Annotated in this window: 16 protein-coding genes; 7 read left to right on the top strand and 9 right to left on the bottom strand. The window is 70.2% G+C overall.

Going from position 1 to position 15662, the window contains the following annotated elements:
- Positions 1-83: 83 nt before the first annotated feature.
- Genes ABZT49_RS05085 through mtnA form a run of 3 tightly spaced genes read left to right on the top strand, consistent with a single transcriptional unit; the run spans position 84 to position 1841 of the window.
- A complete protein-coding gene (locus tag ABZT49_RS05085; protein ID WP_355283865.1) occupies positions 84-308 on the top strand; it encodes an AbrB/MazE/SpoVT family DNA-binding domain-containing protein in 225 nt (74 codons plus the stop codon).
- 3 nt (positions 309-311) lie between these two features.
- Positions 312-692: a type II toxin-antitoxin system death-on-curing family toxin gene (locus ABZT49_RS05080; protein ID WP_355283863.1), complete on the top strand. Its 381-nt coding sequence runs from the start codon at positions 312-314 to the stop codon at positions 690-692.
- A 51-nt stretch (positions 693-743) separates the two neighbouring features.
- Positions 744-1841 (top strand): S-methyl-5-thioribose-1-phosphate isomerase, encoded by a 1098-nt coding sequence (gene mtnA, locus ABZT49_RS05075; protein WP_355283861.1) that lies wholly within the window; start codon positions 744-746, stop codon positions 1839-1841.
- 151 nt (positions 1842-1992) lie between these two features.
- On the opposite strand, the gene ABZT49_RS05070 is transcribed toward mtnA, so the two are convergent.
- Positions 1993-3381, bottom strand: coding sequence for a deoxyribodipyrimidine photo-lyase (locus tag ABZT49_RS05070; RefSeq protein ID WP_355283858.1), 1389 nt, complete (start codon positions 3379-3381; stop codon positions 1993-1995).
- A gap of 379 nt (positions 3382-3760) precedes the next feature.
- Here ABZT49_RS05070 and ABZT49_RS05065 point away from each other — a divergent pair, with 379 nt between their 5' ends.
- A complete protein-coding gene (locus tag ABZT49_RS05065) occupies positions 3761-3952 on the top strand; it encodes a hypothetical protein (protein WP_048429329.1) in 192 nt (63 codons plus the stop codon).
- Positions 3953-4641: 689 nt separating this feature from the next.
- Here ABZT49_RS05065 and ABZT49_RS05060 read toward each other — a convergent pair.
- Entirely contained in the window at positions 4642-5727 is a 1086-nt protein-coding gene (locus tag ABZT49_RS05060) for an ABC transporter substrate-binding protein (RefSeq protein ID WP_355283855.1), read from the bottom strand.
- A gap of 198 nt (positions 5728-5925) precedes the next feature.
- On the opposite strand from ABZT49_RS05060, the gene ABZT49_RS05055 reads away from it, so the two are divergent.
- On the top strand, positions 5926-6507 hold the full coding sequence (locus tag ABZT49_RS05055; protein WP_355283852.1) for a protein-tyrosine phosphatase family protein: 582 nt from the start codon (positions 5926-5928) through the stop codon (positions 6505-6507).
- Positions 6508-6741: 234 nt separating this feature from the next.
- Here the strand turns inward: ABZT49_RS05055 and ABZT49_RS05050 are convergent, their stop codons facing one another.
- On the bottom strand, positions 6742-7554 hold the full coding sequence (locus ABZT49_RS05050) for a Cof-type HAD-IIB family hydrolase (protein WP_355283850.1): 813 nt from the start codon (positions 7552-7554) through the stop codon (positions 6742-6744).
- Between the two features lie 39 nt (positions 7555-7593).
- Complete coding sequence (locus ABZT49_RS05045) at positions 7594-8856, bottom strand: alpha/beta hydrolase (protein WP_355283847.1); 1263 nt, start codon at positions 8854-8856, stop codon at positions 7594-7596.
- A gap of 241 nt (positions 8857-9097) precedes the next feature.
- On the opposite strand from ABZT49_RS05045, the gene ABZT49_RS05040 reads away from it, so the two are divergent.
- The gene (locus ABZT49_RS05040) at positions 9098-10267 is read left to right on the top strand and encodes a polysaccharide biosynthesis/export family protein (protein ID WP_355283844.1); all 1170 of its coding nucleotides are present in this window, start codon (positions 9098-9100) and stop codon (positions 10265-10267) included.
- Between the two features lie 39 nt (positions 10268-10306).
- Here the strand turns inward: ABZT49_RS05040 and ABZT49_RS05035 are convergent, their stop codons facing one another.
- On the bottom strand, positions 10307-11278 hold the full coding sequence (locus ABZT49_RS05035) for a D-2-hydroxyacid dehydrogenase family protein (RefSeq protein ID WP_355283842.1): 972 nt from the start codon (positions 11276-11278) through the stop codon (positions 10307-10309).
- A 242-nt stretch (positions 11279-11520) separates the two neighbouring features.
- Here ABZT49_RS05035 and ABZT49_RS05030 point away from each other — a divergent pair, with 242 nt between their 5' ends.
- Positions 11521-12630 carry a branched-chain amino acid ABC transporter substrate-binding protein gene (locus tag ABZT49_RS05030; protein ID WP_355283839.1) on the top strand — a complete coding sequence of 370 codons (1110 nt, stop codon included), beginning with the start codon at positions 11521-11523 and terminating at the stop codon, positions 12628-12630.
- Here the strand turns inward: ABZT49_RS05030 and ABZT49_RS05025 are convergent.
- The 4 genes from ABZT49_RS05025 to ABZT49_RS05010 form a co-directional block, all read right to left on the bottom strand.
- Entirely contained in the window at positions 12618-13481 is an 864-nt protein-coding gene (locus ABZT49_RS05025) for a PhzF family phenazine biosynthesis protein (protein ID WP_355283837.1), read from the bottom strand. The two genes, ABZT49_RS05030 and ABZT49_RS05025, sit on opposite strands and share 13 nt — an antisense overlap.
- Before the next feature lie 243 nt (positions 13482-13724).
- Complete coding sequence (locus ABZT49_RS05020; RefSeq protein ID WP_355284010.1) at positions 13725-14813, bottom strand: radical SAM protein; 1089 nt, start codon at positions 14811-14813, stop codon at positions 13725-13727.
- 61 nt (positions 14814-14874) lie between these two features.
- Positions 14875-15144 carry a hypothetical protein gene (locus ABZT49_RS05015; protein ID WP_355283835.1) on the bottom strand — a complete coding sequence of 90 codons (270 nt, stop codon included), beginning with the start codon at positions 15142-15144 and terminating at the stop codon, positions 14875-14877.
- A gap of 195 nt (positions 15145-15339) precedes the next feature.
- Positions 15340-15662, bottom strand: a 323-nt coding sequence (locus tag ABZT49_RS05010; protein ID WP_355283833.1) for a TIGR02301 family protein, incomplete at its 5' end; no start/stop codon positions are given.

The raw sequence follows: 15662 nt of genomic DNA, 5'->3' as shown, positions 1-15662 counted from the left end.
GCTCTTCACCCCTCCCTTGCAAGGCTGCCAGGAAACCGCATATCCACTTCGACCAGACGACGGTCAGCAGTCGGGAGGCTATCTTGGTTGCGTTGAAGGTCAAAGCAATCGGCGACACCCTCGCGGTCGTGCTGCCAGACGACGTGAGAACGCGTCTTGCTCTGACAGACGGGTCGACGCTCCATCTCACGGAAACTCCGGACGGTTATCAAATCACGCTGCAGGACCCTTCGGAAGAACTTCAGATGGAAGTCGCGCGCGATGTGATGCAGCGCTATCGAAACGCGTTGCGGGAATTGGCGAAGTAAGGCGTGACGGCGCCGATTTGGATCGCGCGAAATGTCGTTCTCGCGATCCATGCCGATCAAATCGTGGAACATGGCGGCCTTCCAGGCTTGCGTGACAGCGCTCTTCTCGATTCTGCGCTTGCTCGACCACGCCAGCAAGCCGCATACGGCTCGACGGATCTGTTCGATCTGGCCGCAGCCTACGCTTTCGGTGTCGCCCGCAACCACCCCTTCGTTGACGGCAACAAGCGCGTTTCTTTCGTCGTTGCGGCGATGTTTCTACAGTTGAATGGTCCTTGCGTTGCTGCATCGGAGACCGACGTCGTAAGGACGTGGTTGTCCATCGCCGCGGGCGAGATCGGAGAGGCCGAGGTGGCAGCTTGGCTGCGCGCCAACACGCGCTGAACCCGCCGTGCCGGTCTCCCCCTCCACGCCATTCGTGCTAAACCCGGCCCCATGAAGATCGACGGCCGCCACTACCGCACCATCTTCCCCGCGCCCGACGGCGAGGGGATCTGCGTGATCGACCAGACCCGCCTGCCCTTCGCCTTCGAGACGAGGACGCTCCGGACCGAGGCGGAGGCGGCGGTCGCGATCCGCACGATGATCGTGCGCGGCGCGCCGCTCATCGGCGCCACCGCCGCCTATGGGCTGGCGCTGGCGATGCGCGAGGACCCGTCCGACCGGAACCTCGACGGGGCGCGCGGCCGGCTCGCCGCGACGCGGCCGACCGCGATCAACCTGCGTTGGGCCCTCGACCGGGTCGCAGGTCTGCTCCAGCCCCTCCCGCCGGCCGGGCGCGAGGCCGCCGCCTTCGCGGAGGCCGCCCGCATCGCCGACGAGGACGTGGCGAGCTGCCGGGCGATCGGCGAGCACGGCGCGGCGCTGATCGCGGACATCGCCGCCAAGAAGTCCGGGCCGGTCAACGTGCTCACCCACTGCAACGCCGGCTGGCTCGCCACCGTCGACTGGGGCACGGCGCTCGCGCCCATCTACGTCGCGCACGATGCCGGCCTGCCCGTCCACGTCTGGGTCGACGAGACGCGGCCGCGCAACCAGGGCGCGGCGCTCACTGCCTACGAGCTCAACGCCCACGGCGTGCCGCACACGGTGATCGCCGACAATGCCGGCGGCCACCTGATGCAGCACGGTAGGATCGATCTCTGCATCGTCGGCTCGGACCGCACCACCTCGACCGGCGACGTCTGCAACAAGATCGGCACCTACTTGAAGGCGCTGGCTGCCCGCGATTGCGGCGTGCCGTTCTACGCCGCGCTGCCGTTCTCGACCATCGACTGGACGCTTACCGACGGCGTCGCCGGCATCCCGATCGAGGAGCGCGACGCAAGCGAGGTGACCCACCTCACCGGCCGCACCGACGACGGCGCCTTCGCGACCGTAGCGGTGGTCTCGCCCGGCAGCCCGGTGGCGAACCCGGCCTTCGACGTGACGCCGGCGCGGCTCGTCACCGGGATCATCACCGAGCGCGGCGTGGCGGAGGCGACGCCGGACGGGCTGCTCGGGCTGTATCCGGAGCGGCGGGCGGCGGCGTGATAGAGGTCGAGGTTGCCATGACGGTCGATGCCCCCGGCCGATCTGTGCAAGGCTGCTGATCCGAGTCACGCTTTCCATTCCACGACCTCATCCTGAGGTCGTGGGTAGGATCAAGTCGGTCCGCATCTGCCGGTTCGAGGCGACGCGGCCTTCACTCCTCCTCCGCCGCGCACAACTCGTCGACCGCCTTCAGGTACGCCTTGGCGTCGAACTTCTTCAGGGTGTTCTGCCCGAGATAGCGCACGGTGCCGAACACCTTGCGCCGGCCCCACGGCCGGTCGTGCAAACCGAACAGCCAGGCGACGTTGGTGAAGGAATTCGCGTCGCGCCCGTCGAGGAAGTAGCGGTTGTTGAGCGCTAAGGTCACCTTGAAGGCCTCTTCCGGCGAGGGCGACCATTCGAGGATCTTCTTGCCCCAGTACATGCGCAGGTGGTTGTGCATGTAGCCGGTGACGCGCATCTCGCGCATCGCGGCATTCCAGTACTCGTCGTGAGTACGCCCCTGCGCCAGCGTTTCCTCGTCGTAGAGGTGCGGGCGGGGATCGTTTTCGTGCTCGGCCAAAGCCTTGCGGGCCCAGTCCGGCACCGCCTTGGCGTAAGCGTCGTAGCCCGGATTGGTGTGGACGTGGTTCATCGCCAGCTCGCGCCGGACGATCAGCTCCTCCAGGAACGCCGCCCGGTCCTCCGGCCCGCCCGTCTTGGCCGCCTGCACCTTGAGGGCCGCCGCCACCGGCGAGATCTGGCCGAAATGCAGGTAGGGGCTCAGATGCGAGGCGGCGCCGGCTTCCGGCCGGTTGCGCACCGTGCCGTAATCGGCGAACGGCCCGGCGAGGTAGGCCTCCAACCGGCGATAGGCCTCCGTCTCGCCGCCGCGGAAGCGCCGCACCGGCGTCACGTCCCGGTCGAGCGTCATCGCGGCGAGCGCCGCGTCGGGGTCCGAGACGTCGATGTCGCTCTTCAGGGCCAGGTCGTCGGCCGGATGCTTGACCTTCCGCGCCCGCAGCGGCGCCAGATAGGGCTCCCAGATCCGGTGCAGCTTCGGCCGCAGGGTCCGGGCGGCGAATTCGTGCTTGCCCGACGCGACCTCGACCGGCACCACCACGTCGCCCTCGACCTGAACCAGGCGGCCGTCGAAGTTCTTCTCAATCTCGGCGTACCAGCTCTTCTGGATCGTCAGGTAGCCGCGGTCGAGGACCAGCATCGCGGCTTGTCTGCCCAAAGTCAGGGCTGCCTTGGCCGGGGTGGCGCGGCGCAGCACGAAGGCGATGCCGCGGCGCTCCAGGCCCGCCTTGGCATCGGCCAGCCCCTGGAGCAGGAAGGCGTAGTGGCGCGCATTGGCCTCGGGGAAATGGGCGCCGCCATCGAGGAGGCCGAACCCCGCCACCACCGGCAGCCCGAGGCGGTTGGCCTCCTCCACCGCATATTCCAGGGCCGGGTTGTCGCGGCTGCGCATGCCCTGCTGCATCAGGTAGAGCACGTAGGCGCCGTCCCGCGGCTCCACGTCCTTCAGAACCCGGATCCGCCCCGCCTGAATCGCCATCGCCCGCACCCCCGTCACGGGCGGAGAACTAGGCCGTGGCGGAGCCCGGTCCAGCGGCGGGCCGGAAATGCCCGCGAAAGCGGCAACGCTGCCGATAATCACGCCTTGCCATCCGGCAGCGCACACTTATGTTATTGCAGTGCGGGAGCGCGATGGCGTCGCGATCCCGTTGCCCTCCTTGGGCGTTTCCTCCCTAGACTTCGGGCCGCCCGCAAGGGTGGCCTTTTTTCTTGGGCTCATCTCTCGGACGAGAGAGTCCGTCGACGTTCCTCTGCGCCCGGTGGAGCTAATGGCCGCGCTCCGCGTTGTCCTCCCACGTGCTGGCCCGCCTCGTGCATCGCGGGGCGATCGGAGCCGAGCGTGAGGGAGCGGTCGAGCGATGCGGCAATTCACTTTGCGGGTCGAGGAGAGCGGGGAAGGCCTCGTCTGCATCACCAGCCCGGAGATCAAGAGCCTGTTCGTGGCCGACGAGACGCTCGCCGGCGCGCTGGAGGCGGTGCCGAGCGTGGTGCGGGCGCTGATGCGCGAGGAGGGACGCGGCACCCTGCCGGGCGAGGAGGCCGCCGAATAGGCGCGCGCCGAGCGGACCAGAGCATTCTCCGACGAAGTGGATACTGGTTCGTCGAAGAAAATGCGACACAATCAAAGAGCTAGAGAGCTTCGCGATCGTGAAGTGCTCTAGCGTTGGCGGGCCGACCCAACGTCCGATCGGACGACGAGCCCGTCGCACAGCCTGTTTGACGTGCGAGGTCTGCGTCGCGAGACGCTTTCTATCCCACCCACGACCTCATCCTGAGAGCCTGTTTGAGCGGTTGCGCCGATCGATCTGCCTACAGGCCGACATCTCTCTGCGTCATCCCGGGGCTCGGCGAAGCCGAGAACCCGGGATCCATAACCGCTGACGCAGCCTGAAAGGGCGGACAGCATTTCGCTTCATCCTGCACCGTCAGCGGTTATGGATCCCGGGTTCCGCTGCGCGGCCCCGGGATGACATCGAGGGTTTCAAGACGGTCGGCCCACTCAAACAGGCTGTGAGGTGCGACCGGAGGGAGCCTCGAAGGAGGCCTCCAGATGCCTGCGCGATCCTTTTGCCTGCGCGATCCTTGGAGGCCTCCTTCGAGGTCAGCCGATTGTCAATCGACTGACACCTCAGGATGAGGTCGTGGGTGGGATAAGATCCTGCCGACCGGTCGAACAGGCTCTCAGAGTACGGCTTTGATCACGGTGCGATCGGGGCGCGCTGCTCTGAGTCTTCCAGGTTCATCCCCGGGCCCGGGCCCGGATCATGAAGTTGTCGTACGTGTACTCGGCGACCTGGAACCAGAGATATTCCTCGTTGCGGAAGTTTTTCAGCGCGTCGTAGATGCGCTTGAAGTCCGGGTTCTTGGCGCCGAGCTCGGCATAGAAGTCGTTCGCCGCCTTGAGGGCGGCCTCCATCACCTCCTGCGGGAAGGGGCGCAGCTGCGCGCCGCCGCCGACGAGGCGCCGGAGCGCCGCCGGGTTGCGCGCGTCGTACTTGGCCTGCAGGTCGCCGTTGACGCTCGCCGCCGCCGCGGTCGCGATCGCCCGGTAGGCCTTGGGCAGCTCGGCCCATTTCTGGGCGTTGAACCAGAAGTGCAGCATCGCGCCGCCCTCCCAGAAGCCCGGATAGTAGTAGAACGGCGCCACCTTGTTGAGGCCGAGCTTCTCGTCGTCGTAGGGGCCGATCCACTCGGCGGCGTCGAGGGTCTTGGCTTCCAAGGCGGCGTAGAGGTCGGCGCCCGGCGTCGTCTGGGTCGCGACGCCGAGCCGCGCGAGCACCTGCGCGCCGAGGCCGGCGATGCGGAAGCGCAGGCCCTGCAAATCGGCGACCGACTTCACCTCGCGCCGGAACCAGCCGCCCATCTGGGTGCCGGTATTGCCGCCGGGCAGGGCGTAGAGCTTGTTCTTGGAAAAGATCTCGTTGAACAGGTCAAGCGCCCCGCCCTGGAACATCCAGGCATTCTGCTGGCGGGCGTTGAGGCCGAAGGGAATCGCGGTAGCGAGCGCGTAGGTCGGGTCGCGGCCGGCCTCGTAATAGGCGGCCGAGTAGGCCATCTCCAGGGTACCGGCCCCGACCGCGTCGAGCAAAGCCGGGGACTCGCCCGCGGGCGCCGCCGCGACCTCGATCTGGAAGCGGTTGTCCGTCGCCTCGGCGACGAGGCGGGCGAAAAGCTCGGCGGCGCCGTAGAGCGCGTCGAGGTTGCGCGGGAAGGCGGAGTGCAGGCGCCAGCGCAGCTCGGGCGCGCCCTGCGCCACGGCCGGGGCCGCCACGGCGGCGCTGCCGGCGAGGCCGATGCCGGCCGTCAGGATGTCGCGACGCTTCATGCTCTTCCCATCGGCGCGAATGCCCACCGTTCCAGAAATTCCACGGGACCACAGGTAGCGCGCTTTCCGCGAAAGCGCACCGGGGCCGGCGCCCTGCCGCCCGGGAAACCCCTCGTGCGGGGGTGAGGGCTATGCTAACCCGAGACAATCCCGCGGCGGCGCCCGGCGCCCCGCCCCTTGCCGGAGCGCGACCCGACCGTGAAGCCCGAACCGATCTCCCTGCACACGGTCTGCGGCCTGGAGGAGCTGGGCCACCACTCGACCCGCGGCGTCACCCACGTGCTGTCGATCCTCGATCCGGCCTGGCCGGAGCCCGAGGCCTTCGGCACCTACGACACGCATCACCGTACCACGTTGCGCTTCCACGACATCATCGAGCCGGTCGAGGGCCAGATCCTGCCCGAGCGCCGGGACGTCGAGGCGATCCTGCGCTTCGGCGAGGAGCTCGCCGCCGAGACCGCGCGGCGCAAGACGCACCTCCTGATTCACTGCCACGCCGGCATCTCCCGCTCCACCGCCGCGATGACGATGCTGCTCGGCCAGGCCCATCCGGACCTGGACGCGCAGGCGGTCGTCACCAAGGTCCACGATCTGCGCAAGAAGGCCTGGCCCAATGCCCGGATGATCGCCTTCGCGGACGAGGCGCTGGGCTATGACGGCAGCCTGACCGAGGCGGTGCGCCGGCTCCACGCCGAGCAGCTGCGGGTGCGTCCGCACCTCGCCGAGCTGATGCGGGGGTTGGGGCGCGCGCGGGAGGTGGATGCAGCTTTGGCGGGGTAGGGGGCTCGCTCAGGAGCGGGCTACGACCACCGCAAACCAATCTGTCCCACCCACGACCTCATCCTGAGGCGCGAGCGCAGCGAGCCTCGAAGGAGGGTTCCAGAAGTTTCGCGATCCCTGGAGACCTCCTTCGAGGCTCGCTGCGCTCGCGCCTCAGGATGAGATCGTGGGTGGGATGAGCCGAGCGGGATGACGAACACCGATGCCTCTCGCCTGAGCCGCCGCGGAGACGCATCACCGGAGCACGAACCGCTCGATCGCCTCCGCGAATCCCTCCGCCTCGTTCGTCCCCGTCACCTGCGTCGCCGCCCGCTTCACCGCGTCGCTGGCGTTGCCCATCGCGATCGACAGGCCGGCGCGGGAAAACATCGCGGTGTCGTTCGCCATGTCGCCGAGCACCGCCACCTCTCCGAGCGGCACACCCAGCTCACCCGCGATGCGCGCCACGAAGTGGCCCTTGTCGATGTGGGGCGGGGTGACGTCGAGATAGTAGGCCTGCGAGCGGTGGACCGCCGCGCCGTCGCCGATCTCGGCGGCGAGACGCGGTTCGAGGGCGGCGAGGCGGGCGTGGTCGCGGGAGACGCCGACGAGCTTCGCCGCGCGGGCGAGGTGGGGGGCGGGGTCATCGACCACGCGCGGCTCGGCCTGGAGGGTGCGGCGCTCGAGGTCGGTATAGGGGCCGTCCGGATCGGTGAGGAGCCACGCGCCGTCCGCGAAGACCCAGAGGTCGATCCCCTCCGCGGCGAACCGCGCGGCGGCCGTCCGCGCGGCATGCTCCGGAATCAGCGTCTCGTCGACGAGCGAGAGGTCGGGCCGCACCACCGTCGAGCCGTTGAAGGCGCCCATCGGCAAGGTGAGCCCGAGCGCCGCGACCAGGGGGCGCAGGCCGACCGGCGGGCGGCTCGATGCCACCGTGAAGGCGATGCCGCGCTCGCGCAGGGCTTCGACGGCGCGGATCGCTCGCTCCGTCAGCCGCTTGTCGCCGGTGACGAGGGTGCCGTCGACGTCGGTGACCACGAGGGAAATGGGCGCGGGAGTTTCGGGCAAGGGGCGGCCTCCTCGGATCTCACGCTCGGATTTCCAAGCTCAGATTTCCCGATGCACCGGCACCGGCTCGGGGGCGGCCTCGGGCCGCAGCGGGACGATCTCAGGGTGCAGCACCCGCTCGCGCAGGGACTGCGGCCCGAGCGTCAGGGCGAAGAAGTCGTACTCGCCCGGCAGGTCGTTGGCCATCAGGAACTGGAAGTGCATCCGGAACGGCCGGAACGAGATCCGCCGGTAGACGTCCGGGACGATGATCTCGCGGAACTTCGTCGAGCGGATCATCGGGTTGCGCACTGGGCCCGCCGGCGTCTCGCCGAGGTCGCGGGCGGGGTTGAAGCCCGGGAAGTTCATCCAGTCCTGCGGCGCCTGGTAGTCGGTCCAGACCAGCCGCTCGCTCGTGACGAGGCGCATCACGTCGGCCCGCACCGGCTGCGCCCGCGGGTTGATGGTGACGAGGGGCAGCCCGGCTCCGAGGGTGAGGAGCGAGAGGCGCGACATCGCCGGAATATCCCGCTCCAGCACCCGGGCGGCGACCTCGGCGGCGGTGAGGCCGCCCGAGGAATGACCGACGATCAGCACCTCGTCGACCTCGCCCGCGTGGCAGATTCCCGCGACGTGGTCGGCGAACAGGGAGAGCCGCGCCTCGTAGTCGGGGCGCCAGCCGTTGCTGTGCTGCCAGTTGAACACCCAGTCGTTGATGAGCTGACGCAGGAAAATCCGGTCGAGGAGCGGGGTGGCGGCCAGCACGAGGCCGATCCCGGCGAGCGCCCCGAGGGCGCCGGCGGCGAGGCCCGGCAGCCAGCCGGCGAGGAGCCGCGCGACGCCGGTGCCGAGGAGGGCGGCGAGCCCCCCTAAGATCAGCGTCATGCCGAAGGGATAGAGGATGACGTTGCCGTACTTCCAGTTCAGGCCGTAGAGCCGGAACAGCTTGCCGGTGACGAGGCTGTGAAGGATGCCGGCGGTGAGCAACGCCATCGAGGCGATCAGCGGCCGGCGGAAATCCGCCCGCACGAGGTCGTCCCACAACAGCACCTCGTAGGTGGTGCGGGTCTCGAGCCCGGGCTGCCCGGTCTCCACGGTCCAGGTCTGCACCAGGCCGTCCGGCCTCGTCTCGGCGCGGGTGATCGCCTTCCTGCCGATGTCGAAGCGCTTGGCGTAGCGCGTGAATTCGCGGGCGAACAGCGCCCGGTAGCGCTTGCCCGATTCCGGATCGTAGCCCGGCAGGTAGACGACGTGCCGCCGCCGCACGGGCCCCGGATCCTGTGCGGCGGCGTCGGGCGGCGTGTAGCCGATCTGTGTGGTCATCTCTGCCCTGTCATCCGCGCCAATCGTTCTGCGTCGCGCCATCCTGACGCCGCGATTTGGTAACTCTTGTCGTGTTGATACGACACGCCGAAGGCCGCGCGCCGGTCTCCAGAGCCTGTGTCTAGCGGGGAAGGCGGCGCCGGGGGAGGGCTCCCGAAGGCACTGTGACACGGGGGCCACGGACAGGGGACCCGACTCGGGCTAGGGACCACTCTCAAGGTAAGGACGAGCACTCTCGCCGATGCGCGCACTCCCGATCGCCCTCTGCACCGCGCTCGCGGTCTCGGGCTGCTCCAACTTCCTGCCGGCGGCCGGGCCGACGGCCAGCGCGGTCGCGTCGGGCGCCGACGTCGCCACCGACCAGGGCCTGCTCGCCCGCTACGAGATCGTCGACGTCAACGCCGCCGTGGTCGAGGCCCTGCGCGGCCGTCCCCTCGACAGCCTGCTCGCCTCCTTCGGCGACCGCCGCCCCTCGGTCGAGCCGGTGATCGGCGTCGGCGACACCGTGGCGGTGACCATCTACGAGGCCAGCACCGGCGGCCTGTTCTCCGGCACCCTGTCGGTCGACCGGTTCTCCTCCGGCTCGAAATCGGCCACCATCCCGCCCCAGGTCGTCACCCGCGACGGTGCGATCACGGTGCCGTATGCCGGCCGCATCCAGGTGGCGGGCAAGCGCGTCCAGGACGTGCAGGCCCAGATCGAGCAGGAGCTCGCCGGCAAGGCGATCGAGCCGCAGGTGATCGTCACCGTGGTCCAGCCGACCAGCACCGCCGTGACGGTGACCGGCGAGGTGACGGCGGGCGCCCGCCTGCCGCTCTCCACCAAGGGCGACCGGCTGCTCGACGTGGTCGCCTCCGCCGGCGGCGTGCGCGCGCCGGTCTCCGAGACCTTCGTGCGGCTGTCGCGCGGCTCCACCACCGCGACGGTGCCGCTGACCGCGATCGTCTCCAACCCGCGCGAGAACATCTTCCTGCGCCCGGGCGACACCCTCACCCTGGTGCGCGACCCCCAGACCTTCCTGGCCGTCGGCGCGCTCGGCGCGCAATCCGAGATCCCCTTCGCCGCCGAGGGCATCACGCTTGCCCAGGCGCTCGCCAAGGCGCGCGGCCTCTCGGACGTGCAGGCCGACCCGGCCGGCGTGTTCCTGTTCCGGTTCGAGCCGGCCTCGGTGGTGCGCCGCATCCGCCCGAACAGCCCGCTGCTCACCTCGAATTTCGTGCCGGTGGTCTACCGGATCAACATGCGCGACCCCAACAGCCTGTTCGTGTCCCAGGCGTTCCGGATGCGCAACCGCGACCTCGTCTACGTCTCGAACGCGCCCTTCACCGAGGTCCAGAAGGTGCTCAGCGTGTTCTCGACCATCACCGCGCCTGTCTCGGCCGGCGCCTCGGTCTACGCTGGCGTGCGGTAAGGTCGCATCGGGCGGGCCAAGCGGCCCGCCCGGTTCGGGTCAGGACGTCACCACCCGCACCGGTGCGCCCCGGCGCCAGGCCGCGATCGCCTCGACGGTGTCCTCGTAGAACATCCGGAACGTGCTCTGCGTGACGTAGCCGAGATGCGGGGTCAGCACCGCGTTCGGCAGCCGGCGCAAGGGGTGGTCGGCGGGCAGGGGCTCGCGGTCGAACACGTCGAGCCCGGCCCGGATCCGGCCCTCGCTCAGCGCCGCCACCAGAGCCGCCTCGTCGATCAGCGGGCCGCGGGAGGTGTTGATCAGGATCGCGCCTTCTCGCATCCGGGCGATCTCGGCCTCGCCGACGATGCCGCGGGTCGAAGGCGCCAGCACCATGTGCAGACTGACGACGTCGCTCTGCGCGAACAGGGCCTCGCGCGTGACGAGAGCCGCCCCGCCGGCCTCGGCCCGCTCCGGCGTCAGGTTGGGGCTCCAGGCCGTCGCCCGCATGCCGAGCGCGCGGCCCACCGCCGCGACCCGGGCCCCGATGCGCCCGAGCCCGAGGAGCCCGAGGGTGCGGCCCTCCAGACCCTCGCCCACGGTCTCCTGCCAGCGCCCGGCCGCCATGTTGGCGAATTCCCGCTTCAGGTTGCGGGCACAGGCCAGCATCAGCGCGATCGCGAGTTCCGCGGTGGCGATGCCGCCCTCGCCGTTGCGGGTGTTGCAGACCATGATGCCGCGGGCGGTCAGCGCCGCAACGTCGACCGACGGGTTGCGCCCGCCGGTGAACACCACGAGCCGCAAGTTCGGCAGGGCTGCAATCAACTCGGCGTCGAGCGGCATGCGCTCGCGCATCAGGCAGAGCACGGTGTAGGGCGCGAGCCGCGCCGCGGCGTCCACCCGCGGCACCGGTTCCGAGAAGAACTCCACCGCGACCTCCGGGCCGAGGCCTCCCCAATCGGCGAGCCCCGCGGCCACGCCCTGGTAATCGTCGAGCACCGCGACCCGGATGCCGTCATCGTGTGTCGTCACGCGATTTCCTCCCTGAATCCCTCCATATCCGGCGACGGACGGGCGTTCCAGCCGGGGCGTCCGTGCTATGCTCGCCGCAGCACCCTGACGCGCCGCGCCCCCCTTGCGCCCCCGCGGGCTCGCGCCCGATAGAGCGGGCGCCCCCGCTGGTCCGCGCGGACAGGGGGGCGGCGGCCGTGCTAAGCGGCCGGACGAGCGAGGCCGGAGGACGGAGTGGTTCGAACGATGCGGGAGCGCCGGGGATGACGCGCACCAGGGCCGTCGCCGCTCTGTGGCTGGCGATCGGAGCGCTGCTGACCGGGGCGGGTGCCGCCCGCGCCGACGTGACCGTCGGGGTCGCGGTGCCGCGCACCGGCGCGATCGCCGGCATCGGCGAGCAGGTGCTCCAGGGCGTGCAGGCTGCCGTCCGGGACGCCAATGCCCGCGGGGGCATCAGTGGCGAGCCGATCGTGCTCGACGTGCAGGACGATGCCTGCGACCCCGGCCAGGCGATGGCGGTGGCCGAGCGCTTCGTGCGCGCCGGCGTGCGGCTGGTGATCGGGCATGTCTGCTCCAGCGCCTCGCTCGCCGCCTCCGACGTCTACGCGGCGGCGGGCGCGGTGATGATCAGCCCGGCCTCCAACGCCGCGCGCCTGACCGATCGCGGCCTGCCGACCATCTTCCGGGTCTCCGGCCGCGAGGACGACCAGGGCCGGCTCTCGGCCACGATCCTGGCCGAGCGGTTTCGCGACAAGAAGATCGCGATCCTCTACGACGACACGCCGCTGTCGCGGAACCTCGCCGAATCGACCAAGGCCAACCTGAACAAGATCGGCCAGAACGAGACCCTGTTCGCGGCCATCGTCCCCGGCCAGACCGACGACGCCGCGCTGATCAAGCGCCTGCAGGGGACGGGGATCGAGGTGGTCTATTACGGCGGCCACTACCAGGAGATGGGCAAGCTGGTGCGCAAGGCGGCGGAGGCCGGCTACCGCCCGCAATGGTTCGGCACCTCGGGCATCGCCACCAAGGAGTTCGGGGCGCTGGCGGGTCCGGCAAGCGACGGCGTGCTGATGACCTTCAATCCGGACCTGCGCCGCAAGCCCGAGGCCGCCGCCGCCGTGAAGGCGCTGCAGGCCGACGGGATCGATCCCGCCGGCTTCACCCTCTACGGCTACGCCGCGCTCCAGGCCCTCGTCGAGGCCGGCAACTTCGCCAAGTCCACCGACCCCAAGGCCATCGCCGAGACCCTGCATGCCGAGCGGTTCACCCTGGTGCTCGGCAATGTCGGCTTCGACCAGAAGGGCGACGTGACGGCGCCCGGCTACGTGCTCTACGTCTGGCGCGACGGGGTGTTCACCTACGCGAACTGAGGCCCGATCGCAGCGAGGTCGAGGGGGATCGTCCCCTCCGCCACCGTGAGGGTGCGCCCGCCGACCCAGTCTGCGCCGTCGTAATCGACGAAGATCCGGCCGCGGCGGCCGAGCCGCGTGCCCTGCGCGGCGATGTAGGGACCGGCGGCGCGGCCGGTCTCGCGCAGCCAGCCGGCGACGGCGGCGTTGAAGCTGCCGGTCACCGGATCCTCGACCAGGGCGCCGGCGCCGTCGCTGAACAGGGTGCGGATCTCCCAGGCCACCTCTGCGTCGGAAGGATGTGCCCCGACGAGGCCGATATCGATCCGGCCCTCTTGGCGGCGCACCGGCTCCACTGCCAGCACGTCTTCGGCCGAGGCCAGCATCACCCCGATCCAGCCCGGGCCGTTATCGGCCCAGCGCGCCTCGACGATCGCCTCAGGAGCGATTCGCAGCACCGCTGCGACCTCCCGCAAGGTGGTCTCGTCCACCGGCCCTGCGCGCAGGAGCGGTGGCGCCGCGAAGGCGAGGCGGTCGGAATCCTGCCGGATCGGAACCAGGCCCGCCCCGCATTCCTGCACCACGCGCCCGGGCTGCCGCGGCGTCCCGCCGAGGGCCAGCCAGGCGTGGCAGGCGCCGAGCGTCGGGTGGCCGGCGAAGGGCAACTCGTGGGCGAGGGTGAAGATGCGCGCCCGGTAATCGGCGGCGGCAGTGGTCGGCGGCAGCAGGAACACCGTCTCCGACAGGTTGAACCACCGCGTCATCGCCTGCATCGTCGCGGTGTCGGGCTCAGGCCCGCTCACCACCGCGAGCGGGTTGCCGGTGAAGGCGCCATCGTGGAACACGTCGACCAGGGCGAAGCGGGCGGTCATGGCTGAGGGCTCCAGGCGGCTCGTGCCGCGGGGTCAGGTGTTTGCCCGATTCGTCCGTCGCTTCCCATCCACCATCTCATCTCCCACCCATAACCTCATCCTGAGGTGCGACTGAAAGGAGCCTCGAAGGAGGCCTCCAGAAGCCGGCACGATCCCTGGAGCCCTCCTTCGAGGCTGCTGCGCAGCACCTCAGGATGAGGTCGCGGGTAGGATAGTGGTGTCATCCACAGCATTGTCCTAAAGTCACGTCCAGTACAGCACCCGCGCCGCCGGCAGCTGCTCCGCCAGGTCCCGCGTCAGGCTCTGCCGCATCTCCCGCATCAGCTCGGCCGGAATCACGTACTTCACCGAGCCGAACTTGGTGAGCTTGCGGCTGCGCTCGTCCTCCCGCATCGGCAGGTCGGAGCCCGGATACCAGCCCGTCAGCACCTCCTTCGAGCCGGGGGTGAAGCGGTGGGTGATGAGCTCCGCGGTGAGGTCGAGGTCGCGCACCCCGTCGAGCACGTCGGCGGCCTGGGCGAACAGGTCGGCATAGGCGTCCCGCCAGTCCGGCACGGGAAGGATCGGCGCGACCGTGAGCCCGACGGGATAGCCGGCGCGGGCCAAAGCCCCCATCGCGGCGAGGCGGTCGCGCAACGGGGCGGTACCGCCCTCGTAGCGGGCGGCCGACGCTGCGGTGACCGAGAAGCGCAGCCGGGTGCGGCGGCGGTGCTCCAGGCCGAGCAGGGGCTCGACCGCCGCGAACTTGGTGGTGGCGCGCAAGCTCACCGGGGCGTCCCAGGCGCCGAAATGCCGGATCGCCGCCGAGAGCGAGCCGGTCAGGTGCTCGATGCCGAGGGGATCGGTGTAGCACGAGGCCTCGAAGGTCGTGCCCTCATGCGCGCGCTCCGCGCTCGCCGAGGTGACGCCGCCCTGTCCGACGTAAGCGGCCAGATTGTCCAGGATCTCGGGCAGGTTGGCGTAGACCCGGGTCACCGGGGGACCGGAGAGCGAACCGGCGAGGTAGCAGTACTGGCAATGGGCCGGGCAGCCCTCGGCGAGGTCGACGCGCCAATCGGCGCTCGGCGGGATCGGCTGCAGCTTCAGCTTGGTCGGCGGCGCGACCACCACCGCGAGGGTGTTCTTGGCCTCGATATAGGCCCGGCGCGGATCGGGGTGGCGCAGGCCGGTGAGGCGATTGCCGGGCAGAGCCTCGACGGCGAGCCCGAGGGCCTCGGCGCGGGCCGCGATCGCCCGCCCGTGGGCGTGCTCCCGCGCCGCCGCAGTGATGACGACCCGGCGCGGGCGCCAGAGGCGGGCTGTGCGGGCGGGAGCGGGATCGTGGAAGGTCATGCCCGGCGAACGCACGGGCGGCTCTGCGGGTCCCGATCGTTAACGAACGACCGCGACGCCGTTAATGCTTAGCCAGCGGCCGCACCGTGTAGGTGCCGCCGCGGATCCGCTCGGGAAAGCCCTCGGCGTAGCGGGCGGTGGCCTCCTCGCCGTAGGTCTGGACCAGCTCCTGGAAGGCCGCGAACAGGGCGGCCTGGGCCATGCAGTCGCCGTCGATCCCATCCAGGCAGCCTTCCGCGAAGGCCTCCGAGACGTAGCTCAGGGCGGCGCGCTTCGCGTCCTGATCGGACTCGAGGGCGGGGTGGTGATCGTGGGTTTCGAACTCGGTCATCGACAGCCTTGAGATCGGGTCTCTGGTGAGAACGGCGGTCTCGGATCCGCAGCGGCCTCGTGTGATGCCCCGATTCATAGGCCCTCGCCCGGCGGCGGGCCAGCAAGGAATTGCGAAGAGGTTAACGGCGCCACGAGAATGCCTCCCTCTTCGACACGGACGCCACAGCGTGGCGTGCATGCAACAGAGGGCCGGTCAGCCGCCGAACCGTCCGGCGAGCGCGACCGACAGGCGCTCGCCCTCGGCGATGTAGCGGGTCGCGGCCTCGACCGCCGAGGGGGTGCAGACCCGGTACGTCACGGCGTAGCCGCCATAGCCGCGGTTATAGGCTCCGGCGAGGCGGTCGCGCCGGCCCTGGCTGGTGCCCTCTGCATCGAGCAGGGATTTCATCCGGGCGGGCCATTCCGGCGCGTCGGGGTTGCCGCACAAGTCGCGCAGGAAGCTCAGCGCCCCGATGATCTCCGACAGGCGCAGGAGGTCGCGGTCGTAGGGGGCCGGCGTCTCGGCCGGCGGGGGAG

The sequence above is a fragment of the Methylobacterium sp. EM32 genome (assembly GCF_040593685.1).
GTDB lineage: Bacteria > Pseudomonadota > Alphaproteobacteria > Rhizobiales > Beijerinckiaceae > Methylobacterium.
Note: the sequence above shows the minus strand (reverse complement) of the source record. Positions and strands in the feature narration are given on the sequence as shown.

Bases quoted from the DNA above. Each gene is read 5' to 3' on its own strand.
- ABZT49_RS05040 (WP_355283844.1), top strand. From the start codon at position 9,098: ATGCGCGCACTCCCGATCGCCCTCTGCACCGCGCTCGCGGTCTCGGGC.
- ABZT49_RS05025 (WP_355283837.1), bottom strand. From the start codon at position 13,481: ATGACCGCCCGCTTCGCCCTGGTCGACGTGTTCCACGATGGCGCCTTC.
- mtnA (WP_355283861.1), top strand. From the start codon at position 744: ATGAAGATCGACGGCCGCCACTACCGCACCATCTTCCCCGCGCCCGAC.
- ABZT49_RS05045 (WP_355283847.1), bottom strand. From the start codon at position 8,856: ATGACCACACAGATCGGCTACACGCCGCCCGACGCCGCCGCACAGGAT.
- ABZT49_RS05065 (WP_048429329.1), top strand. From the start codon at position 3,761: ATGCGGCAATTCACTTTGCGGGTCGAGGAGAGCGGGGAAGGCCTCGTC.
- ABZT49_RS05020 (WP_355284010.1), bottom strand. From the start codon at position 14,813: ATGACCTTCCACGATCCCGCTCCCGCCCGCACAGCCCGCCTCTGGCGC.
- ABZT49_RS05015 (WP_355283835.1), bottom strand. From the start codon at position 15,144: ATGACCGAGTTCGAAACCCACGATCACCACCCCGCCCTCGAGTCCGAT.
- ABZT49_RS05030 (WP_355283839.1), top strand. From the start codon at position 11,521: ATGACGCGCACCAGGGCCGTCGCCGCTCTGTGGCTGGCGATCGGAGCG.
- ABZT49_RS05060 (WP_355283855.1), bottom strand. From the start codon at position 5,727: ATGAAGCGTCGCGACATCCTGACGGCCGGCATCGGCCTCGCCGGCAGC.
- ABZT49_RS05070 (WP_355283858.1), bottom strand. From the start codon at position 3,381: ATGGCGATTCAGGCGGGGCGGATCCGGGTTCTGAAGGACGTGGAGCCG.